Annotated in this window: 23 protein-coding genes and 4 pseudogenes; 3 read left to right on the top strand and 24 right to left on the bottom strand. The window is 37.9% G+C overall.

Translation table 11 applies throughout. From position 1 onward, the window contains the following. Positions 1–85: 85 nt before the first annotated feature. Together LG369_RS05855 and LG369_RS05850 are read right to left on the bottom strand one after the other, a co-directional pair. Entirely contained in the window at positions 86–1,303 is a 1,218-nt protein-coding gene (locus LG369_RS05855) for a tyrosine-type recombinase/integrase (RefSeq protein WP_001291568.1), read from the bottom strand. A gap of 81 nt (positions 1,304–1,384) precedes the next feature. Next, positions 1,385–1,588 (bottom strand): excisionase, encoded by a 204-nt coding sequence (locus tag LG369_RS05850; RefSeq protein WP_000814512.1) that lies wholly within the window; start codon positions 1,586–1,588, stop codon positions 1,385–1,387. On the opposite strand from LG369_RS05850, the gene LG369_RS05845 reads away from it, so the two are divergent. Next, complete coding sequence (locus LG369_RS05845; protein ID WP_001845478.1) at positions 1,572–1,823, top strand: hypothetical protein; 252 nt, start codon at positions 1,572–1,574, stop codon at positions 1,821–1,823. The two genes, LG369_RS05850 and LG369_RS05845, sit on opposite strands and share 17 nt — an antisense overlap. A gap of 225 nt (positions 1,824–2,048) precedes the next feature. Here LG369_RS05845 and LG369_RS05840 read toward each other — a convergent pair whose 3' ends face one another. After that, positions 2,049–2,279 carry a helix-turn-helix domain-containing protein gene (locus LG369_RS05840; RefSeq protein ID WP_000857133.1) on the bottom strand — a complete coding sequence of 77 codons (231 nt, stop codon included), beginning with the start codon at positions 2,277–2,279 and terminating at the stop codon, positions 2,049–2,051. Continuing rightward, on the bottom strand, positions 2,276–2,698 hold the full coding sequence (locus tag LG369_RS05835; RefSeq protein WP_000804885.1) for a sigma-70 family RNA polymerase sigma factor: 423 nt from the start codon (positions 2,696–2,698) through the stop codon (positions 2,276–2,278). The genes LG369_RS05840 and LG369_RS05835 overlap by 4 nt, the downstream gene beginning before the upstream one ends. 504 nt (positions 2,699–3,202) lie before the next feature. Between LG369_RS05835 and LG369_RS05830 the strand changes: the two are divergent. Continuing rightward, a pseudogene (locus tag LG369_RS05830) lies at positions 3,203–3,424 on the top strand (helix-turn-helix domain-containing protein); the annotation flags it as partial. 73 nt (positions 3,425–3,497) lie between these two features. On the opposite strand, the gene LG369_RS05825 reads toward LG369_RS05830, so the two are convergent. The 5 genes and pseudogenes from LG369_RS05825 to LG369_RS08525 form a co-directional block, all read right to left on the bottom strand. Continuing rightward, positions 3,498–6,416 carry a Tn3 family transposase gene (locus LG369_RS05825; protein ID WP_001240982.1) on the bottom strand — a complete coding sequence of 973 codons (2,919 nt, stop codon included), beginning with the start codon at positions 6,414–6,416 and terminating at the stop codon, positions 3,498–3,500. A gap of 3 nt (positions 6,417–6,419) precedes the next feature. Next, entirely contained in the window at positions 6,420–6,974 is a 555-nt protein-coding gene (locus LG369_RS05820) for a recombinase family protein (protein ID WP_000576156.1), read from the bottom strand. Positions 6,975–7,328: 354 nt separating this feature from the next. Continuing rightward, entirely contained in the window at positions 7,329–8,066 is a 738-nt protein-coding gene (gene erm(B), locus LG369_RS05815; protein ID WP_010725603.1) for a 23S rRNA (adenine(2058)-N(6))-methyltransferase Erm(B), read from the bottom strand. Between the two features lie 124 nt (positions 8,067–8,190). Further along, a complete protein-coding gene (locus LG369_RS05810) occupies positions 8,191–8,274 on the bottom strand; it encodes a 23S rRNA methyltransferase attenuation leader peptide (RefSeq protein WP_001814874.1) in 84 nt (27 codons plus the stop codon). A 48-nt stretch (positions 8,275–8,322) separates the two neighbouring features. Further along, positions 8,323–8,406 (bottom strand): annotated as a pseudogene (locus LG369_RS08525) (MLS leader peptide); the annotation flags it as partial. Positions 8,407–8,689: 283 nt separating this feature from the next. Here LG369_RS08525 and LG369_RS05800 point away from each other — a divergent pair. After that, positions 8,690–8,827, top strand: a pseudogene (locus LG369_RS05800) (XRE family transcriptional regulator); the annotation flags it as partial. A gap of 59 nt (positions 8,828–8,886) precedes the next feature. On the opposite strand, the gene LG369_RS05795 reads toward LG369_RS05800, so the two are convergent. The 15 genes and pseudogenes from LG369_RS05795 to LG369_RS05720 form a co-directional block, all read right to left on the bottom strand. Beyond that, positions 8,887–9,054 (bottom strand): cysteine-rich KTR domain-containing protein, encoded by a 168-nt coding sequence (locus LG369_RS05795; RefSeq protein WP_000336323.1) that lies wholly within the window; start codon positions 9,052–9,054, stop codon positions 8,887–8,889. Positions 9,055–9,172: 118 nt separating this feature from the next. Continuing rightward, complete coding sequence (gene tet(M) / locus LG369_RS05790; RefSeq protein WP_225750568.1) at positions 9,173–11,092, bottom strand: tetracycline resistance ribosomal protection protein Tet(M); 1,920 nt, start codon at positions 11,090–11,092, stop codon at positions 9,173–9,175. 15 nt (positions 11,093–11,107) lie between these two features. After that, positions 11,108–11,155, bottom strand: a pseudogene (locus tag LG369_RS08535) (hypothetical protein); the annotation flags it as partial. A 313-nt stretch (positions 11,156–11,468) separates the two neighbouring features. Further along, on the bottom strand, positions 11,469–12,401 hold the full coding sequence (locus LG369_RS05775) for a conjugal transfer protein (protein ID WP_001224318.1): 933 nt from the start codon (positions 12,399–12,401) through the stop codon (positions 11,469–11,471). After that, a complete protein-coding gene (locus LG369_RS05770; RefSeq protein WP_000769868.1) occupies positions 12,398–13,399 on the bottom strand; it encodes a lysozyme family protein in 1,002 nt (333 codons plus the stop codon). Before LG369_RS05770 ends, LG369_RS05775 begins: the two co-directional genes overlap by 4 nt. Continuing rightward, positions 13,396–15,573 carry a CD3337/EF1877 family mobilome membrane protein gene (locus LG369_RS05765; RefSeq protein WP_225750567.1) on the bottom strand — a complete coding sequence of 726 codons (2,178 nt, stop codon included), beginning with the start codon at positions 15,571–15,573 and terminating at the stop codon, positions 13,396–13,398. The genes LG369_RS05770 and LG369_RS05765 overlap by 4 nt, the downstream gene beginning before the upstream one ends. Positions 15,574–15,575: 2 nt before the next feature. After that, positions 15,576–18,023, bottom strand: coding sequence for an ATP-binding protein (locus LG369_RS05760; protein WP_000331160.1), 2,448 nt, complete (start codon positions 18,021–18,023; stop codon positions 15,576–15,578). Further along, the gene (locus LG369_RS05755) at positions 18,007–18,399 is read right to left on the bottom strand and encodes a conjugal transfer protein (protein ID WP_263973922.1); all 393 of its coding nucleotides are present in this window, start codon (positions 18,397–18,399) and stop codon (positions 18,007–18,009) included. Before LG369_RS05755 ends, LG369_RS05760 begins: the two co-directional genes overlap by 17 nt. Before the next feature lie 88 nt (positions 18,400–18,487). Further along, the gene (locus LG369_RS05750) at positions 18,488–18,985 is read right to left on the bottom strand and encodes an antirestriction protein ArdA (protein WP_000342539.1); all 498 of its coding nucleotides are present in this window, start codon (positions 18,983–18,985) and stop codon (positions 18,488–18,490) included. A gap of 116 nt (positions 18,986–19,101) precedes the next feature. After that, the gene (locus LG369_RS05745; protein ID WP_001009056.1) at positions 19,102–19,323 is read right to left on the bottom strand and encodes a hypothetical protein; all 222 of its coding nucleotides are present in this window, start codon (positions 19,321–19,323) and stop codon (positions 19,102–19,104) included. Positions 19,324–19,365: 42 nt separating this feature from the next. Then, positions 19,366–20,571 carry a MobT family relaxase gene (mobT, locus tag LG369_RS05740; protein ID WP_225750565.1) on the bottom strand — a complete coding sequence of 402 codons (1,206 nt, stop codon included), beginning with the start codon at positions 20,569–20,571 and terminating at the stop codon, positions 19,366–19,368. Positions 20,572–20,593: 22 nt separating this feature from the next. After that, entirely contained in the window at positions 20,594–20,746 is a 153-nt protein-coding gene (locus LG369_RS05735; RefSeq protein WP_000879507.1) for a hypothetical protein, read from the bottom strand. 2 nt (positions 20,747–20,748) lie between these two features. Then, positions 20,749–22,134 carry an FtsK/SpoIIIE domain-containing protein gene (locus LG369_RS05730; protein WP_000813488.1) on the bottom strand — a complete coding sequence of 462 codons (1,386 nt, stop codon included), beginning with the start codon at positions 22,132–22,134 and terminating at the stop codon, positions 20,749–20,751. Positions 22,135–22,162: 28 nt separating this feature from the next. Then, positions 22,163–22,549 carry a YdcP family protein gene (locus LG369_RS05725; protein WP_000985015.1) on the bottom strand — a complete coding sequence of 129 codons (387 nt, stop codon included), beginning with the start codon at positions 22,547–22,549 and terminating at the stop codon, positions 22,163–22,165. A gap of 15 nt (positions 22,550–22,564) precedes the next feature. Then, positions 22,565–22,879, bottom strand: coding sequence for a YdcP family protein (locus tag LG369_RS05720; protein WP_000420682.1), 315 nt, complete (start codon positions 22,877–22,879; stop codon positions 22,565–22,567). Between the last annotated feature and the right edge of the window lie 54 nt (positions 22,880–22,933).

The raw sequence follows: 22,933 nt of genomic DNA, 5'->3' as shown, positions 1-22,933 counted from the left end.
AGGAAGATACTTCACGTTTCTTTGCATATTTCCTCATGTCTTAGCTGTCAGAAGTGGTAAATAAGTAGTAAATTCATTTGTACTACTAAGCAACAAGACGCTCCTGTTGCTTCTCTTTATTCAAGCGTTTCATTTCTGCCATTGCAGAATCGAATGTTGCATGTGCGTAATAGTTCAGCGTCATGGCTATATTAGCATGTCCCATAATGTACTGTAATGCCTTTGGATTCATTCCTGCATTTGCATAGTTGGTACAGAATGTATGTCGCAAACTATGTGGAGTGATGTGTGGCAATTTATCCTCGTTATACTTATTGTATTTCTTAACAAGACCTTTCATCATGCCGTTGTAATCACTTGCCACTTTTGGATAGTTCTTTCTATTAAGAAAGAGGAAATCACTATATCCATCAATCTCAACACGCTTATCATTCTTTCGATTCGCTAACACTCGCTTAAATGCTTGATAGGCTTCTTCAACCATAGGAACTTGACGTTCGCCACTTTTGGTCTTTGGTGTTTCAATGTAGTACCCAATTTCAGTATCTCTCAATAGCTGATGGTCTATATTGACAAGACGATTCTCAAAATCTAAATCTGGAAGTGTCAAACCACCAAACTCTGAAATACGAAGACCTGTTTTTAAGAGTATCAGAATTTCATCATAATTTTTGCTGTAGGTTTTATCAGCTTTTGCAAAGGCTAACAGTTTTTCTTCCTGTTCTTCTGTTAGTACGGTCTTAGGGACAGTATCATCATCAAGAACTGCTTTCAGTTGAAAGTCAAATGGATTCTTCCGAACACAATCATCTTGTATAGCAATATAGAATGAAGCCTTTAAAGAACGTTTGTAGTTATTGATGGTTTGATAAGCATAACCATTTTCACTCATTCTAATAGCCCATTCTTTAGCGTCTGATGGCTTAATACTGTCAATACTTCTTACACCTAACTTGTCTTTCTTCAAAATATCCATAAGATATTTGCGTCCAGTTTCAGTGTTTTTTCTAACCTTTGGTCTTTGAGCGTTCTGTTTTGCGTAAAGCTGGCAGAGTGTCATTTTCTTTCCTACAACATCAATACCATCATGAATGTCTTTCTGTAACTCTGCGATTTTCTCCCTAAGTGAGATACAATCACGCTTTCCTGCTGGTACTCTGTCTGTAGCCACAAGTTTCCACGAGTAAACAAATTGCGGTTCTCCAAATGAATCTGTATATTTGTATAAGTATCTTCCGTCTTTTCGTTGGCTCTCTCCAGTCTTTAAAATTCGACCTTTATTGTCACGTCTTTTTTCTGACATGGCATTTGCTCCTTTCCATTATGGAAAGAGCCCTGATACGACTTAATACTATTTTATCATATACAAGACCCTTTGGCTACGCTAGATTGCGTTCAATGTATCTATAATTTTTTCAAATTGTTTTCGTTTAACCTGAATACGATTGCCATTCATAATCAGCCAGTTTGCATTTTTATTTTCTTCTGCCAAACGACGCAGCTTGTTTTCGCCAATACGAAAATATTTTGACGCTTCTTCAATGGTTAGGGTATAACGTTCCCAAATAGGAATGTCAGTCTGCTTCATAAAATCCTCCTTTCCAAATCACTTATTTGGATTTCATAAAAGTTGTTTTACCAGCAATCGAACAGCTTTAGCAAAGCTCACGGGAGTTCCACCCCTGCATGGTTCTCATGTAGCCATACTCATTGCCTGCGACGGTTTTATCACGCTCGGACTATTGACTGTATGGGAGTATCATTATCACGATAAGAATGTCGTTGCAGGCAATCCTGCTAAAGATTGCTTCTCGGATCACTAACATGAATCGCTCGCTATCTTTATAAGATAGGTCATGGCGGTTAGTTCCGTTGGCTCTTTTCTTATCGAAACGTATTCGATTACTTTTATTCAGTTTTCAAAGAACAATGGCTCGTTAGCCTATCAAAACACATTGAAAGCTCAATATGCTTTGGTGGAATAACAAACCTCCCTGTTCGGGAAGCGTGGAATGGTTTAGCACGCTTCCACGAAAGGAGAGAGGATATTACTTAATTTCAAATGACAAAATCTTTGTAATCAGTCTGGTTTCCATTCTTCCACGTAAGACTTCATCAACGACCATACTTTGATTGCCATATTCATCTTTCATAAGTCGTAGGGAACGCTTCGTTATGTACCCTCTGTAATGATGTAGAATCTGGTTAATCGCTTCGGTATCGCCATCTGTTGCCTTTACAATGAGAGGAAAGGGAATCATAGGATATTGTGTTTTCATTCTTCAAATTCCTCCATAAACTTTTTAATTAAGGCTAGTCCACTGGTTCTATGCCGATAGACAGTAGAACGGTTCAATTTCAACAGGTCTGCAATTTCTGAATCGCTCATGTCCATAAAGTAAAACAGCAGTAGAATTTCACGTTTCTTGTCTGGCAACTCACGTAATGCTTCACTCAACAAATCATTTTCAACGCCTACTGATAACCCATTGAGTGTAAAAATCTGAAAGTCAGTTGAATAGTTATCTGTTGTCGCAAACTGGCTAACAAGATAATCGCCAACATCCGAAAAGGACACCTCACGCTTTGCAATCCTTGAAAGATAAAGCATATAATTCTTTCGCTCGTCTTCCATAGCACGTTTACAGATATAGTCAAACTGATTTTCTATTGTGGTCTGAAAAGAAGATGGTTTCATGTTTCTCACCCCCTTTCTGTCTAGGAAAGGAAGTGAGCCTTGCTCGTTTATCTCCTTTCACTCTTAGTCCCAATGTGAAAGGGGGATTTGTTGCATTACTGATAAATAAACTTTGTAAAAAAGTTCTGAATAGCCAAAAAAGCATATAAACAGATTTATTTCTCTGTTTACATGCTTCTGTTATTCTATCTATATGATTTATAAAACCACATTGGTGGACGTACTTATCTATTGCAGATAGACGACTTTTTTTGACAAGAACCCAATGTAAGGAAATTTATTGTATATGATGTACTTCATGGCGACGTTGACCTCCAACAAACCGCCATTTGGAAGTAATATACAATATTTTAACAGCGTAAATAGCACTACCATATAACGGTTTTTTTTATTGGCGTTTAGTAGTGCTTTTTATTAAATATAAACCTATAAACCATATAACACGTTTTTCTATACCTGTTTTTAATTCAGTAGGAACAATAAAATGTATAGAGGTGGTCTACTATGCGTAAAAAAGAAGATAAATATGATTTTAGAGCCTTTGGTTTAGCCATTAAAGAAGCTCGATTGAAACGAGGTTTAACTCGTGAACAAGTGGGAGCATTGATTGAAATTGACCCACGGTACTTAACTAATATTGAAAATAAAGGGCAACACCCCAGCATACAAGTTCTTTATGACCTTGTATCGTTACTTCATGTTTCCGTTGATGAATTTTTCTTACCTGGGGTCCCGAGCGCTTAGTGGGAATTTGTATCGATAAGGGGTACAAATTCCCACTAAACCAATGTTTCAAGGCCTATTTATTTTTTATATTCAATTCTCTTAAGTGTTTAGGAATAGATAACAAGTCAAATTTATACTCTCCAAGAAAAGTGATATGCTCCCAATTAATAGGAGATACATGCTTCATATACTTAGTTACTTCGGGATCTATTTTGACGAGATAATTATAAGCTGCTTGTAAGTAGACGGCGTTCCATATACTTATTGCATTTATTAACACATTAAGCGCACTAGCACTTTGAAGTTGTCGGCGAATATCGCGCTCCATAAATTTTCCGCGTCGCCCAAAAAATAGTTCTCTAGCTAAAGCATTAATCGCTTCTGTCTTATTTAGTCCATGAGTGATCCTTCGCCGTAGCTCACTATCTGTAATATAATCTATCATAAAAATGCTCTTTTCAATGCGACCTAGTTCTCTCAGTGCAAGAGCTACTCTATTCTTACGTGCGTATGAGCCTAGCTTTCCTAATAGTAAAGAACTAGATACTTTTCCTGTTTGAATCGAATAGGCGATTCGTTTAATTTCATCATAGTTTTCTTCAATAATTTTTACATTGATTTTTCCGCTTATATCTTCTGATAAGTTAGGGTAGTAGGAAGGTGATTTGATAGAAAATAATTGTGATTTTTTTATATTTCTGATGCGAGGTTCAAAATCAAAGCCTAGTAATGCGGTCATTCCAAACACCTGATCAGAATACCCATTTGTATCAGTAAAATGTTCCTCAATATCTAGATCTGTTTCATGATAAAGTAGGCCATCAAGGGTATGAGTAGCTTCCCTTGTATTAGTTGAAGCAACCTCGATATGATGAGTCGTATGCCTATCATTTATTGATCGAATCATTGTAGCTCCTTTTTCCATACTTTTGTAATGTGGATTAACATCGGATTTTAGAGCTGAGACGCCCACTGGGACGCGCATTCCGTCTGAAGCAGTGGTTTTTCCTTCACCCCAAAAGTCTGCAACAGGAAGCTTTAACTGATAATTAACCAAAACAGATTGAGCACGAGTCAGAGCTTCTTTATAAAAGCGCCATTGTTTGGCATTGGCTAACTGAGAATAAGAAATTCCAGGAGTTGATTGGGCCATTTTTTCAAGACCAATATTCATCCCTAAACCCAGCAAAGCAGCAAAAATAATTTTTCTTTCTTGTTCACTCGGCGGTTTCCCTGTAGAATCATGACTAAATTCTTGTGAAAAGTTGGTCCAACTGTCCACCTCAATTAAAAGATCACTAAGCCTTATCTTAGGAATTATTGAATAAAGTTTTTTTCTATATATTTCTGCTTCGCTAGGTGTAACTTTTTCCAACTTTTTAAGGTTTGCTCTTGAAATTCTCTTATCAACTGTCGAATAAAATTGAAGCTGTAAATCTAAAATTATTTCCCGATCCTTTAAATAGTCCTCAAACGTGTCTGGAATAGTTTCTGAATCAATACAAGCAGATAAATCAACTAAGTAATCATCAATATTTCGATGGATCATACTTCCTTCAACTGAAATATCTCCTGATCGAATATTGTTCTTTAGCTCGGTGAAAGCTACTAACTCATAGTAAGACCGATCTATTTTCCCCTCTTCTGGCCGAACAAGGCTTTTCCATTTTTTACTCACAAAATCAGTAGAAGTATCTGCCGGTATTTTTCTTTTACCACTATTGTGTAAATCAGTTAGTTGAGTTAGGGCCATGAGGACTGGATTTGCTGCCGGAGTTGCTTTGAACGAAAGGGTCCTCAATAACATTGGCGTGTATCTTCGGAGGTAATTAGCTTTATTTCGAACCATTTCTAAATAGCCATGATTTTTATTACCTGTAATTTTTTTAGCTTCTTCTCCATCTTGTACTAAATCTTCCCAAGGCATGATTCGTTCAATTTCGTCAAAAGGATTACTATCATTATCTTTTGCAAAGTGAAGAGCATCAATTAAAGAAGCATAATGTTCCAATTTTTTAGTAGCCAATTTTCCTTTTTCTTTTAACTGTTCTTGTGAATCACGTGTCCCTTTGCGTTTAATACTTGCTAAAATGCGGTCATTAATCTCAATCAGTTGATCGATCAGATATTGATGATGATTGACTAAAAAAGCAATAAGTAAAGAGTATCTTTTTTCAAGCTCAAAACGGGAGAAGTCATATGCATCATAATTTTCCCCTAGTCTAGCTAGCTGAAGAAACCTGTTCCGATTAATATGGGAGACATTAATTGTCCCGAGTCCCATGGAAGCAATCACTTCCACTTTTTTACAAATACTCATAAAGCTTTCTGGATTTGCCTTACCTGGAATGTCTTTTAGCCAAGCGAGTTTAGTTATTTTCGTCTCTTCATAAATTTGAAACAAACTCTCTAGTTTTTCAATTTGTATATCTGTTAATGAACAGAGTAATATTGAAAATAAGTTGTTTTCTGCTTTATCTCGACAGCGGCTTATAATGTCTTCAAGTGTAGCTATAGATGGAAAAATAATTCTTTTTCGAGTTAAGAAATCAATTGTTTTTTTCATTAGATAGATAGAGTCATCATTTTCTAAAGCTAGTTCAATTAAATATTCTATTAACTGTTTTTGTGTATTAGCACTACCGAATCGATGATAGTTGAATACTTCTAAGATCTCGTTGAAGTGATTTGCACGTGTATTTCTATGATCATATGAATTTAAATCAATTGCATCAAGATGGAGCTGTCGACTCACATAAGAAGTTAGTCTGGTTGATTTAATCGGCCAATTACTTAAAGAACACCCAGGATACCGGGCCAAACAAAGTTGTATCGCAAATCCTAGTTTATTGACCTTTCCACGGTGTTGATTAATAACCTCCAGATCATAATCAGAAAAACTAAAATACGCTTTAAAATCCTCTTCTGATAAGTGGTCTACAGAAAGAAGTTGTTCACGCTGTGAAGTAGTTAAAATTCTTTTCATAGCCATATCTTAAGCATTCCTTTTATTGAGGTAACGGTAAAAGGTTGTTTTGCTTAATTTAGAGGCATCAAGAATTTGACGAATAGAATACTCTTTGCTGTCATACATTTTTAAAGCTAAATCAATTGATAGCTTACCTTTACTTGGACGGCCCCCTTTTTTTCCTCGGACTCTGGCTGCCTTAAGACCAGAGTTAGTTCGTTCAATAATAATATCCCGTTCCAGTTCTGCTAAACTAGCCATAACTCGGAAAAAGAATCTTCCCATAGACGTTGAAGTATCTACGTTATCTTGAATAGATATAAAATTGACACTAAGTTCTTCAAATAATTCAGAAAGTTCAATCAAATGTTTAGTTGATCGTGAAATTCGATCTAACTTGTAAATGACAACAGAATCTCCTTCACGTAGTAGGTTGATCATTTCTTCTAATTGCGGTCGGTCTTTTTTCGCACCAGTTACTTTTTCTTGAAATAATTTATCAATTCCATAATGAGTAAGTGCATCAATTTGTAAACTAAGATTTTGATCATCCGTACTCACTCGAGCATAGCCAAAAATCATAAAAAAACCTCCTTAATTTTATAATTTAAATGTACCATAACTCATTAAGTATAACTATATAGGAACTATGAAAAAGGAACGGATTTTGGTACTTGATTTACTTAAAAAACATTTAGAAAAAGCAGGAAAATGAAAAGGTACCATAAACGGTCGTTTATGGTACCATTCAAATTTATCCTTATTGTACAAAATAACAGCGAAATTTTTAAATCTATTCCTTATCGATACAAATTCCCCGTAGGCGCTAGGGACCTCTTTAGCTCCTTGGAAGCTGTCAGTAGTATACCTAATAATTTATCTACATTCCCTTTAGTAACGTGTAACTTTCCAAATTTACAAAAGCGACTCATAGAATTATTTCCTCCCGTTAAATAATAGATAACTATTAAAAATAGACAATACTTGCTCATAAGTAACGGTACTTAAATTGTTTACTTTGGCGTGTTTCATTGCTTGATGAAACTGATTTTTAGTAAACAGTTGACGATATTCTCGATTGACCCATTTTGAAACAAAGTACGTATATAGCTTCCAATATTTATCTGGAACATCTGTGGTATGGCGGGTAAGTTTTATTAAGACACTGTTTACTTTTGGTTTAGGATGAAAGCATTCCGCTGGCAGCTTAAGCAATTGCTGAATCGAGACTTGAGTGTGCAAGAGCAACCCTAGTGTTCGGTGAATATCCAAGGTACGCTTGTAGAATCCTTCTTCAACAATCAGATAGATGTCAGACGCACGGCTTTCAAAAACCACTTTTTTAATAATTTGTGTGCTTAAATGGTAAGGAATACTCCCAACAATTTTATACCTCTGTTTGTTAGGGAATTGAAACTGTAGAATATCTTGGTGAATTAAAGTGACACGAGTATTCAGTTTTAATTTTTCTGACGATAAGTTGAATAGATGACTGTCTAATTCAATAGACGTTACCTGTTTACTTATTTTAGCCAGTTTCGTCGTTAAATGCCCTTTACCTGTTCCAATTTCGTAAACGGTATCGGTTTCTTTTAAATTCAATTGTTTTATTATTTGGTTGAGTACTTTTTCACTCGTTAAAAAGTTTTGAGAATATTTTATATTTTTGTTCATGTAATCACTCCTGAAGTGATTACATCTATAAATAAATACAGAAGTTAAACGATTTGTTTGTAATTTTAGTTATCTGTTTAAAAAGTCATAAGATTAGTCACTGGTAGGAATTAATCTAACGTATTTATTTATCTGCGTAATCACTGTTTTTAGTCTGTTTCAAAACAGTAGATGTTTTATCTACATTACGCATTTGGAATACCAACATGACGAATCCCTCCTTCTTAATTACAAATTTTTAGCATCTAATTTAACTTCAATTCCTATTATACAAAATTTTAAGATAATGCACAATCAACACACTCTTAAGTTTGCTTCTAAGTCTTATTTCCATAACTTTAGGGTTAACCATACGCAAGACCAATCACTCTCGGACAATACTCATGATTTTAATGATAAAATCCATGTTAAACCCATAGATAAGAAATACACCTGCAATAACCGTTACCTGTTTGTGCCAATTTAAAAATGCACCACTTTTTTATAATTAAAACGGTTGAAAACTGTACCACTAATAACTCACAATAGAGAGATGTCACCGTCAAGTTAAATGTACAAAATAACAGCGAAATTTTTAAATCTATTTCTTATCGATACAAATTCCTCGTAGGCGCTCGGGACCCCTACCTGCTAATAACTTGGTAAAAAGCACCCGACGATTACAGATAGAGAAATACATGGATAGCTTTACAGACAAAGAACTATCCTTAATGGAATCTTTAGCCAGCGGTATCAACGAAGCAAGAAACATCGAAGACTAATTAAAAGAATCCATACATAACGGAAAGAGCCGATAAAATGAGATTGTATTAATCTCATTTTATCGGCTCTGCGTCTTTGCGTCTGGCTCTGTAATCACAGTTACTTTGAACTGCTTTATTTCAATTAAATTTTCTTGTCTGCATTTCGGACAATAGAGGGGGAATTTTTTTAATTCAGTATCTTCCCTTATCTTTAATCGTGTTTTATTTCCACATACAGGACACAATATCCACTTGTAGTTTATAATAACTATCTCCTCCTTTACACTTTAATTCAAATCTTTATTAAAAAATATTTCATCTTATTTAACAAGAAACCATATTTATATAACAACATAAAATACACTAAGTTATTTTATTGAACATATATCGTACTTTATCTATCCGACTATTTGGACGACGGGGCTGGCAAACAGGTTCACCGGTAGTAACATGGTACCCTTTTAACTCTGTTAAACAAACACTACGTCCATTTGTAAAGAAAGTTAAATCACTACGATATTCTTGAATACACCGAGCAGGGATTTCTCCACTAAGAATGACCTCATTATTTTTCAATTGAGTGTCTACGATGTTCGCACAATATTTAGGAGCATCGTTGTATGCTCGTGAAAGATATTCCTTTGGCGCATAAATTTTAAAACTAAGATATGGCTCTAACAATTCTGTTCCAGCTTTTTTTAAGACTTGTTCCAATACAATAGGAGCAAGCATCCGAAAATCTGCTGGGGTACTAACAGGGCTATAGTATAAGCCATACTTAAAACAGATTTTACAGTCCGTCACATTCCAACCATACAATCCTTGTTCACAGCCATAGCGTATCCCCTCCATAACTGCATTTTGAAACGATTGATTTAAGTATCCAAGAGAAACCGAGCTCTCATACTGCACTCCGCTCCCTAATGGAAGCGGTGATACAGATAAACCAATGGAAGCCCAGAAAGGATTTGGCGGCACTTCGATGTGAATGGTATATTCTGCATTTTTTAACGGTCTCTCCATATAAATGACTGTAGGCTCTTTTAGTTCTATCTCCACATGATACTTTTCTTGCAACAGTGCACTAATCACTTCCATTTGTACTTTCCCTAAGAAAGAAAGTATAATTTCATGTGTCGTAGAATCCACGTAATATCGTAGAAGCGGATCACTATCTGAGATTTCCAAAAGGGCATCAAGCAACATTTCCCTTTGTTGAGGTTTGCTCGGTTCAACAGTCGTTTGCAGCAGAGGGAGGGGATTTTCAATTCTCTCTCTCTGTGGCAATAGCTTTGTATCTCCAAGAACACTATTTAACTTCAAAAACTCATTCTGCAAAATAACAATTTCCCCGGAATAAGCCTTATCGATTTTACATAATTCACCATTTATTGAAGTATACATTTCTGTAATTTTTATTTTTTCCTTTTCCGATATTCTAACCGAATCTCGCAAATGCAGTACGCCACTATAAAGACGTATATATGCAAGACGTTGTCTTTTTTTTGTATATTCAATTTTGAAAACATTTCCGCAAAGTTCAGACTGACCTCGATGTGTTGATGAATAAAATTTATTCGTAATCACTTCTATAAGGTTATCAATCCCTATATTGTTTTTTGCACTTCCGTGATAAACAGGGAACAGGGAACAATTCTGAAATCTTATGCTTTCCTCTTGTTCGAGTTCCAATGCTTCTAATGATTTACCGGACATATATTTCTCTAAAAGGTCATCGTTTCCCTCTATTACCGTATCCCATTGTTCAGATTCGGTAAAGTTCGTCACACACATATTAGGATACAGTTCTACCTTCTGTTTGATTACAATTTCGGCAGAAAGTTTCTCTTTAATATCCTGATAAACCGTTGATAAATCAATTCCATTTTGGTCAATCTTATTGATAAAAAAGATTGTGGGAATCCCCATTTTCCTAAGTGCATGAAATAATATACGAGTTTGTGCTTGTACGCCATCTTTTGCAGAAATCAGTAGAATTGCCCCATCTAAAACTGATAATGAACGATATACTTCTGCTAAGAAATCCATATGTCCTGGCGTGTCTATGATGTTCACCTTCGTATTTTCCCACTGAAAAGAGGTTATTCCTGTCTGAATTGTAATTCCTCTCTGACGTTCTAAAAGCGTATTATCCGTCCTCGTTGTACCTTTGTCCACGCTTCCTAATTCTGTAATCGCTCCACTGTTATATAATAAGCTTTCTGTTAAGGTAGTTTTTCCCGCATCAACATGAGCTAAAACTCCAATATTAATAATTTTCATGTGATTTTCCTCCATTCAAAAGCCCAAAAGGGCATAAAAATCCCAGTGATAAATACTCTTATCACTGGGATTTTTATGCATAACCATAGGCATACAAAGCATACAGATATTCTCCGGATACTTTAGAATCACATGATAAAGGTATTCTTAAACTGGGTACAAAAAACTAAGCCCTCCTAAAAAAGGACATCCAATTATTTGTTCCCACTATCAAATTGACAGTTTATTTAAGAATACCTTGCCGCATATTTATTAACTCCTTTTAAATAGATACTTAAATAATAGCACGTAAGAGCATATTTGTAAAGGAATCTCCAATTTTTTATCAAAGAGAGTACGTGATTACAAAATAGCTGTAATAATGTACCAATATTTGTTATTCTATAATCTTCCAATTACTCCCGTTCTTTTCAAGTACCAAATCAAATTGAGATACCTGCGTTGCTTTGGTCTGCTGGTCGATATACTCCACTGTCAGCGATACCGTGACTTGATTATCCTTACGATTGTGAATAGGATTTACCAGTTCTTGAAAGATGTACTCTTTTCCGATTGGTTTTAATATCCCGTCATTCACATAGTAGGAAAGTTCACTGGCTGTCGCTGTAGGATAGAGCTTGAAGAACGTCGTTAAAAACTCATTGATTTCATTGGTTGTAATGGAATCAACCGTCCCCTCACTTTCAATGGCTTTTGGTTTATAACTTGATTTCTTAGGTATGTTGGTAATGGTCGGATTCTTAACCAGTACCATATTTCCAGAACCATCTACATAGACACTCACTATATAAGCAGAGTGGACGGTCTTTGTATTTTCTCCCTCTGTAATGAGCTGGTCTACACTGTAGGTTACATTAAACTCATTGTCGCCAGTTGGCTCTACCGTCCATATCTGAAATCCTCTTACAGAAGACGATACAGGAATATCTTTGCGTACTGTATCAACATTGAGAGCTTGAAGTTCATCTGTCAGATAGCCTTTTAGACTTTCCATTCGATTATCAATGGACTTATCGGATTGCTCCCATGAATAGTAGACTTTCGCAAAGTTCTCTACAAAATTTTCTACATGATGAGTATCAACGTATTCCTTTTCTATGATAGTTGTTTCGTGAATAGTATGAGTATCTATAGCTGTAAAGTGCTTGAATATCGCAAAGCTGAAACTAAGCCCTAAAAGTACCCACAAGGCAATCACAACCTTTTTATGAGGATTGACCTTATAGACACGAGGTTTCTTTTCCTTTGGTATCTGTTTTTCTTTATTCTGATTTTTTCTAAATTTCATCATTAAATCTTCCTTTCTCATTGTTTGATTCGTCCTGCTCCCACTAAATGCTGTTGCCAGTAGGGGCTTGTTAAGTCGGCATAACCGATTGGGTCGCCTGCATGAAACATACGGTTATTGCCAAGGTATATCCCAACATGAGTAATATAAGAGCCAGCGTTATAGGTAGAATGAAAGAAAACCAAATCGCCAGCTTGTGCTTCCGATAGTGGGATATGCTGGGTCACATCATATTGCTGTTGTGCGGTTCGTGGTAAGTTAATTCCAGCTTTTCCATACGTCCATTGTGTCAGTCCGCTACAATCAAAAGAAGTAGTCGGGGAAGCTCCACCGTAAACGTATCGCCAGCCCTCATATTTCAGTGCTTCGTCCATGATGGCTTGTACCGTATCATCATCAAACTCTGTTGTGACAAGATACTGCGTTACCAGTTGCACATAAAACATATTGCCATAGTTGTATCGCCAGCCCCCATTGATAGGTATGGCTATGGGATTGGGGTAAGACACTTTTTCGCCACCTGAATACTCTTTTGAGAAACTTTGAGCCAGTTCAAAGGTATATTTATTTCCACGATTAGCCACATACCCTAAGAAACCACCACCATAATTGTAGGACTGGATAACCGATTCTAAATCTACACTGAGCCTTTCGCTACTGGCTAATAATTCACTGAAATACTTCACACCTTGCTTAATGGATTCTTCTGTACTCAATGAATTAGGTGGAAGACCGAGGGATTCCGAGGACTGCATAACATCTTCCGCAGTACCGCCCGATTCCACCTGTATAATCGCAAGAAGTATGTTGACATATTCTTCAACGCCATATTCTTTGGCATATTTTTCTACCATAGGCTTATGAGCCAGCACTTCTGCGGAAACATTCACACCTCCATAATGAATATTGGAAATTCCGCTGTCCTGTTCATCTGAAAATAAAATGGCAACAAACAGAAGCAGTGAGAAGACCATCAAGAATAATCCAGAACCACCAATCACTAAAGTTTTCAACTTCATGGTTTCTTACCGACTTTCTTAATGGTGGCGGTTTTGATTGGTGGTCTACTTCTTGTATTTTGTAGTGGTACTCTTTGAACAGTAGACGGACGTTCTTTTGTGATTGGACGTTGTGAAGTTCTATCTGCTGTAGTGGTTGAAGTTGCTGGCTTTTGAACGGTTTTTTCTTGAACGGTATTGCCTTGGCGTTCCACTTTTGGACTTGAAAAATCGGACTTAACTGCTGGACGCTCTTGTTTGGCTTGTTGAGATTCCTTATATGAAGTCTGAATATTAGACTGTTTTGAGGTCTGTTCATCATGATATTGTTCTTGTCTTGTAGTCGGTCTTTCATGAACAGAAGAAGCAGGCTGTTTTTTCTGTTTGACCTGTTCCATTTCAGAGCGACGCTTCGCAATGGTTTTTCGCCTTTGTTCCTGCTGTTCCTTGCGTCCACTGGCTCTGTCCGCTTTGGTTTGAGAAATACTACTGGTTAAATCACGGACATTCTCTTTTACTTTGGATTTTCCTTGATATACTGCATATCTTGCATTGGTCGGCAAATCTTTAACCTGTTCTTTCAAACCACTAGCAGTGTCTACCATTCTGTCTTTGGTATCAGCTACTGTACCGATGGTTTGACCGATACGTTTTCCAAGTGTTGATTTTTCCTTTCCGTCTGGTCGGGAGTGATCTGCTTGTGTCCTTGCAGAACTCCCCGAACCCGACTGTCCTTTTTTACCTGTAACAATGGCAGACCCAGCCCCTAGAGTAGTCATGGAACGTCCAAGTTTCCGCTGTAGACGGTGCATGTGAGCGTGCATAAGCATACGAGGTTTTCTCATCACACGACTTCCCACACTTTGAGAATCGTTACTCTGTAGAGAAAACATACTCATTAAATCGCCCAGCTTGAAGTAGATTCCTGCAAAGGTCACAATCTGTAGAAAAGCAATCAAAAAGAACGGATAACCAGCCGATAAGGTATAGAGCATGGTTGAAATACTAAATGCTGTCGTAATAATCAATGTGATTCCAGCTCGTGTCAAAATGGTATTAAAGAGCTTTGTTATGGCTCGTTTTGACATACCATCAAATGATGGAATCATGCTTAAAATAAAGCTCACAGGCAGAAACATAGCATAGATGATAAAAAGTACCTGCGAGAAAATCATGATTCCTGTTAATAGGAATACAAATATGGAAATCCCAATATTGAAGACAAATAGGAAGAAGACTGTACCTAAACGGTTAATGGTCTTTGTAATGGTTAGATTGGTATTGCTTCTGTCTTCAATTTCTTCCGCAACAATTTTTTCTCTGTCTTCGCCATTGTTGGAATCTGGGCTGGTGGAGAGCAGGCTTTCCACACGGTCAATACCGATACTTTCAATGTCTGAACTGTTGTATTGAAGCAGTAGCCACGGTTGCTGAACCTGTATGGAAAACAGGCTATCTCTGATTAAGTCCACGCTGTCCTTGCCTTGACTATCGGAATGGGGCATGACAATCTTCGTGCCAAGTGATAAACTGGCATTACTGATGTCTGATGAAAAGTCATTGATTTTTTTAATGTAGTCGGGAGCGTAGGCAATAAAGGAAGCCGATAGGATAAACACCAGCACAAAATTCATAATGGCATGAATTGCCTTTGTGGTTTCTCTCTTTATCAGTCCCGTATAGGCAACATAAACCCCAAGAACCAAAATCAAGAGTAAGAGGAATCCAACATAGAAACCCTCTGTTGAAAATCCGTTTGCACTCACACCAGCTAAGGTCTGCATATTCTTACCAATGGAATCTGCTGTAGCGGAAATGAAGTCTAAGGAATAGGCTTCCTGTACTAAGTAACCTGTCGCATTGGAAACATACAAACTGATTGTCCAAATAAAATTGGTAATGGCATATAGTCCATACATGACCTGTTTTCCAATCCCGTCCGACCAGTTCCACGGAAGCCAGCCCCAGCTATTATCCACATAAAAATCCAGTTGATAGTTTTCAAGTGGGTATCGGCTGTATTCATTTGCCACATTGACCGTATCATCTACCAAGCCCGCAGCTTGAACCACCGTTCCCAGCATGACTAAAAGAAAAATGGCAATCACAAGTGTGAAAGCCACTGTCATTGCCACTTTACCTAGACGTTTCAGCGTCCAGTTTGATTTTATTCTGTTTACTATTGATGGTTTCACATTTACACCTCTTTTCGCACAGGTGGTCTGGTATCAAAGGCATGGAGCAGTTCTTCAAATACAGGGTGGAACTGTATCACACCGACACGACCATATAAATCACTGATAAGGCATTGCCCGTTTTCCAAATCACGCAATCGCTTCTGATTGTTTTCGTCCTCTGGGTCTACACCAAAAAAGGCTAAGGTCTTTTTAATCTCGTTAAGGTCAGTGGAACGAAATGCAAATTTTAAGCCGAGGTTATTTTTCAGTTTTTCATCTAAGAGGTCGTCTGTATTTTGGGTCACGAAATATACCCCAGCGTTCATAGCACGACCAGCCCGAACCAGCTTCATAGATAGTGTTTTTCCTTGTGCTACCTGTAAAAAGCTCCATGCTTCGTCTAAATCTACAATCTTGAAAATGCTTCGGTCTGTATGGATAAAGTCTAAAGCAAAGGTACTAATGACAATCAGCATAGCAACGGATAAAAGCTCCATAGTGGTATATTCCTCAAAGGAAGTTTCCTTGTCGGGAAGTACCAAGTCCGCAACCTGTATAATGTTCAGTTGTTTTTCTAAGCTGATAGACTGCTCCACATAACCATTACTGAATAATAAATGTGCAAAGTCATAGTCTGTAAAACTTTCGATATGGTCGGCTATACTGGTACTTAGTGGCGTATTCTCAACCCGTAATTCCTCAATCACTTTCATCAACCCTCGTACTTCACTATTGGTTACTGCACGAATGGCTTTTCTAAGGATTGGGAAGCGTTCCCCATCACGAGAGGAAATCCCCGTAAGGAATGTCAGAATATCAATAGCCAGTGATTCAGAATCTTTGGGATTTTTCATAATCACATAAGGGTCAAGTAAGCCTTTGTTTTTCTCATCAGAAGTCAGAGTGACGATATTGATTTCATGGGAAATCTCTGGCAAGGTTTCTTTCCATCTGCCACGTTCTGCTTTTGGGTCTACAATCACTGCTTGTGCCCCATAAAGCACCGCATAATAGACGATAAGGTTATTCGCAAAGGATTTACCACCACCCAGCGAACCAACAAAAGCCGACGCTAACGCATTGGTTACTGAACCCTTAACCCCTTGACTGGCAAGAGCAGGTTTCAGATAGACATTGCGTCCAGTATCTAAGCTGTAGCCAACATAAATCCCCTCATTTTCCCCCAGCATTTGAGTAGCACCAAAACCTAAACCAGCGAGGAAATCAGAGGTCACGTATTGAATATAATCATTCATATAACGCTTGCTGGCAGGTAAAAATTCTTCATGTAAGCCGAGCATATCCCCAAATGGTCGTACCAGTTTTACGCTTAAATCGTCATAAAAATCTTTCACTTCATTACAACGACGTTTGAGTTCGTCAAGATCATTTGCTGATACCCTTACCACATAAGACAGCTTGTACATAGATTCCTTGCTTTGGTCTAAATTGGTTTCCAGCTCATTCACACTTTCCAGAGCTTCCGCCACATTGGAGCTGGTTTCATTATCACTTTGCCAAGCGTGGTTATCCAAGTCTTTCAGTTCTTTCTTTTTATTGCGGACAGTAGATAGGGCTTTACGATTCGCTACAATTTCCACATTCATTGACGTATCAATCGGGAATGTAAATTGCTGTTGCTGGTAGTAGAAGATTTCAGAGGACGGGAAGTCCAGTTCTCCGACAATGCTGTTAATGGTAAAGTAAGCTACATAGACGGTTTCATCTTCCTGCTGGATTTTCAAATATCGCTGTTTTTCTTCCACCAAACAGCGAGTAGGCTTAATCAAGTCATAGTATTTAATCAGCGTTTCATTATCCAGCTTTTTCTTTGATAGATGGTACTCATACTCTTCATAGGCAGTGCCTGTCTGTCCGTAAAGGTGTTCAATCAGATAGCCGAAGTCGTCCTTATCTAACCTGCGGATTTTGAAACGACGAGAGATTTTATTTTCTAAGAGCTTTTCCATCTTCTGAAAACGCAGGATTTCATCATTACTCATACTAACAAAATCGCCCATCAGCTTATGGTTCACATCATAGACAAAATCAGACAAAGCATTTTTTGCTTCAACGGTAAGACTTTTCATAGAAAACTCCTGATCGTTGAGAAGCAACTTAAAGCCGATAAAGAAACGGTAGTTCACTTGATTTTCGCCAATCATGGATATTAAAGCGTCTGTCTGTTGGTCGATTTTGTCATAGGCAACCGCTTTGAGCTTGCCAGTGACTTCATTTTTGGAACGCTCTTGTGCAGAACGTATGCTGGATTCTGTACTGATTTGTAAAGCATGAATTTTGCCATCACGATTTTGTGCGATAAGCTGTCTGAAAGAATCATGCACTTGTATTTTCTGTTCTGGACTTAGAAATGAGTAATTGTAAGGAACAAGCTCATAGTAAGCATAACATTCCCCGTCTTTATTCCAGACGAGATTGTTTTCAATGTATTTAATTGGATATGCCATAAAATTCACTCCTAACTGCTGTAATGGCTTCTTGTGGCTGGTTTCTGCCAAGCGTTACTTTTTTTCCTGCATAGGTCAGCTTTGGTCGCAGTGCATAAGCAATGATAGACTTCAAAAATCCATAAGGCTTTTTACCATCAAAAGTTTTTGTAGACATAAACCATGTGAAAGCCACAGGAATCCCAAAGTATTTGAGAAATGCTCCCTCTATCATGGAAAGAGGGGGCAAGTTGCCAAGTATCATCACTGCAAAGAGTGACACGACAAACCATGTCATTTGCGTAAAGGTTATGGGAAACGGAAGTCTAAAATCATTGATAGAATACAGTACCTTTTCCACAGACCAGATACTGGTATAGCTTCGTATTTTCTTCATGTAATCAATCCTTTCATAAAAAATAGGGGTAGCTGATTGAGCCACCCCGTAAAATAGAAAATCTGCCAGTAGTAATGTACCGACAGATTTAATAGACGATTTCAAAAATCCCATGATTGGTTGAGATAAACGTTCCTGAAAGGTCTAAATCCCGACCATAGGCTTGATAATCAATATAGTTTTGAAGACTAGCTGGTACTTCGCCTAAAGCACCCGTTTCTTCAATGTAGTAGCGTGCCACGTCATACATATCATCACAATCGGAATGAATGATAATATCCTCTTGATGTTCGCTTAGTTCTTCAATGCTTGAAAAATGAGTGAGCAGAGCAGATAGCTCCGATTGTAATTCTTCGGGTAATTCCGATACCATTTCCCATAGTCGATTGAGTTCGCCAATGGAAGTGTATTCGTCAACCGTAAAGGGTAACTCGTAGTCATGAATGGCGTATTCCTCATATTCATCATTCAAGCCGATTTTCTCTTTGACTTCCTCAAAGTCAATGGGAAAGGTAAACCACGCACCGACCAATTCGCCCTCATTGTATTTGCCTAAATTCGCAATATAGACTTGCATATCGTCCATATATTCACGTCCTTTCTTTGTAGAGATTCAAAAATCCCTACCGCACTTCGTTTGGTGTACCATTCCTTTGCGGAACATAAGAAAACCACTTATATTCCACAAAAGAACGGTTTTATTTAAGCACCAATAATGCGATTGAATAGCTCTAGTAAAATGTCTTTTACTCCAGCAGCGTTGAAGACTAAGCCAACCGCAATAATCGCAATAATTAAAAAGCCAATCAGTTTGCTAAACTCACGCTTGAAGCCAAGATACAAGCCAATCACAACGATTGCTAAAAGCACCAGTGATTGAGCGTTTGATAGAAACCAGTTATAAAGGTTTTGTCCAAAATTCATAAAAATGTTCTCCTCTCTATATTCAATGAATTTGTATTTGAGTTATTTTTTTGTTGTTATCACGTCCTGTTCTTTTACTGACTGTTGCTTCAAAATCTGCTTGTGTCGGTCTGTCAGTTTCGCATGGTCGAGAATGTCTTTTACAACCTGCGTCTGGTTGATTTCATCAAGTTTAATCGCAACCTTTAAGGTCGGGGCAACTTGATGAGATAGCCAGTTCAGAGTCCTTTGGAAGGAGTAAGGCTCTGGTTTTGTGGTTAGTTTTAATCGTTCACGATTGTTCCCAATAAACCAAGCCCATTCTTCATTCAGTTTCCAATCAGAACGAGGTTTGGAATCGTCTTTATCTACAAAACGGATATACCGATTGATAATTTTAAAGGCGGTATGCTCTGGATTGTCATAGACGAGTAAATCACGGACTGCATAATAGGCACGCTCATTTTTCAATCGAATCTCAAAACGGTTTTTTACTTCTGCGTCTTCAATGGGAATATCATTTTTCTTGTACTGCTCGTAGTCCTTTTCATAGATACAGAAATAAACTTCACTTTGTAATGAACCGATATAGAGGGTGTTTCCCATACATTCCTTTTCCTCTTTGCGTACCAGTTCGCCACTGCGATAGCTTTTAAAACTGCGGAAGACGGAGATACATTCTTCCTGTTGGCACTTTTCAGTGAGTACAGGGATATTTAAAATCCCTGTCTTATCGTTAATGGCAAGGTCAAGGCGTTTCATCACACCGCCAGCCACCAAAAAGTCCATAAAGAACTCATACCAGCTTCTTTGTTGTGCCAGAAGATAGCTTTCAAATTGTCTGCACCCACGACCTTTCAATTCCACCAGAACTCCTTTGTCCAGTTCATGGGAGCAAAGGACGAATATGTCGCCTAAAGCATAATGCTCTGAATAAGAATAGAAACCATAGTCCTCATGAAGAAAATAGGACAGTTTCAGTTGTAAGATGTTTTCGACCACCTGCTGTACGTCTGTTGTCGGAAAGCGAATTCTTACATAATCAAACAGCATTTCAAGGGGAGCGTCGGGATTGAAGCGTTCCAGAGCTTCCCAAAGGGACTGCTGTAAATCCTCTGATGGCTTGACTTTTCCTGTTTCAATATCGCTTAGATACTGCCTTGTAATACCAGTCGCAACAGCTAAACGGTTTTGAGATAGTCCATAAGCCAAGCGTTTTTCTTTTAAATGCTGTAACCAAGTTTGTTCATTCAGTAAAAATCCCTCCAATCAAAAAGGCGTATGTCAACTTTTAAAGCCCATTTGACATACGCTGAAATTTTGTAAATCCCTTGTAACCAAAGGATTTTCTAATGTTTTTTTGACTGTTTCCTGTCGATTTGTACCCCCCTGTTAGATACGGGGGGTTAAGTGCTGGCGTGGCTATTGCCACACCAGCCAGCAAGATCAGTCCACACCTGCGACTTCCGCTTCGCACGTCGCCTGCGTGGACTGTCTGCTGTTGGATAACTTTTTAATTTCCTCCAAGAAATCATATCCTTTTGGTACAAGGGGAGTATAAAACTCTGATATGACACTTGTTCCTACATCAACATAGCCACGACCTTTGATTCGCTTTAAGAAGAAATCCTTTTGTACGTCACTGCCAAACATCATGCCATAGCCCATTTCAGACATACGACCTAAAGCCACTCTGAAATTAAACTGATCACGGATTCCGTCGCCTAAATATTTTGCGTCTGGACGTTGACAAGCCAGTATTAGAAAGAAGCCAGCTTGACGACCTAACATGACAATCTGTTTCAGCTTATTCATAACTGCGGTGTTTTCTTTTGTTCCCAGCATTTCCATGAAAGCGACGTATTCATCAAAGATTAAGAAGTGTGCCGGGAGACCTAAGTAAGCATAATTTTTGCCAGTCTTATAGTTCTTCATCTGCTTCATTTCCTCACTACGTTTCATCATTTCTTCATAGAATGTTTCAATGCAAGAAAGCAAGTCTTCTTTTCTATAGTAGACATTTGCCATCACAGAACCTAAGTCCGCAAGGTCAGCATTTTTCGGGTCAAGAATATACAGTTTTGAATCTGTATGAAGCAAGGCTTCAATCAGTGTCAGTATAAAGTAAGTTTTACCGCCACCTGTACCACCAGCAATCAACATATGAGGGAGCTTATCATATTCCCACCATACGTTTTTCATTAAGCGAAGTTTACCATCTTTAGCTTCTACTTCATCAATAGAAATACGACTGGCTATGGTGTCATAGAGCAAAGTATATTCCACATAGGAATCCTTTAACTCTTTATCCGTCAGCTCACAGTACAAGCCACTCTCTAATTTCTTTTCCAAGTGTAAGAGTTGGTCTTGATATTTTCCCAGCGTGATTTCCACCCGTATCTGTATCAAGCCATTTTTAAGTCGATAATACATTTTAGGGAAGTAGGTTATCTTTTCCTTTGTACGACCAGCACTATCTTTAAAGAAACCCTCTGTTTTGACCTGTTCAGATTCATACCACTTGTTTTCAAGTATCATCTTTGCCAGTTTTTGACGGTGGTAAAGTTGTTTAACCGTATCATAGCGAACCCGTTTGAATACAAACGCTACCAGCAAGCAGATAAGAATTGCGACACTGAAACTGATAATTAAATAGGGAATGTCAATCTTATCTGCTTGTGATAGGTTAAAATCCTGCCAGTTGATCTGCTGGATTGTCTTCACATGAAACAGTCCGACAACCAGCAGGAAAACAGGCAGGAGTGACGCTATCGTAAAATGAAAGACTAAATCTTTACCAGATGGGCGAATCCTTTTACCACGCTGTTTCATGCGAAAAAGTCTCCTTTCTACCTAGCGACTATTTGTCTTGTGTCGGTTCTTTCTTTGCTTGTGGTTGAGCTTTGAATGAACTAGAATCCTTTGTCAGCACAATATCGTCTGCCTTGATATACCAGTCAACATCTGCTCCTTGATAGGTGGCAGTAGCAACGGTGTCCGCAATGGGATTGATAAGTTCCACCCGTGCGTTATAATCAAACTCTTTCAAAGGCACGCTGGCAGGAATACTTACTTGAATCATGCGTCCTTGTCCTTTGGATTTTAAGTCATAGGTACGTTCCTTGATTTCATCTGAAACCGACCCGTCTTCATTTTGGATTCTCACTTCACGACGTAGAGCAGAGAATTTCAATTCTCCAAAAGTCGTGTCTTTATCTAATACAATGCCATTTGCTAATCTCATCATTTTTCCTCTCTTTCTTTATTCTTTTATCATGTCGTCAGCATGTAAAAGGTAATTTGTAAAACCACGAGTGCCGATTTTGTAGCCCTCTGCGGTAATACGTGGATTGACTAACTTCACACGTTCCTCAAAGCCGAAATGTTTTTCGCCAGCTTCAGCAGGAAGCACCACCACAATATCATCTGCTCTTTGAACATCAGAATAGAGATTATAGCTTCTTGATAAGACAGTTAGCCGTCCGTTGATTCTTCGCTGAACGACTTTATCCTCGCCAGCAAATTCTAAATTGCCGAATGTTTTTTCCATGTTGGGAATCACAAATTTAAGTTCCATATTTTTACCTATCCTTTCTTTTTTATTGGCTGAATGAATGTTTGATGGTCTTAA

This window comes from Streptococcus sp. Marseille-Q4154, from assembly GCF_916700545.1.
GTDB lineage: Bacteria > Bacillota > Bacilli > Lactobacillales > Streptococcaceae > Streptococcus > Streptococcus infantis_I.
This window is presented reverse-complemented; position numbering and strand designations above follow the sequence as displayed.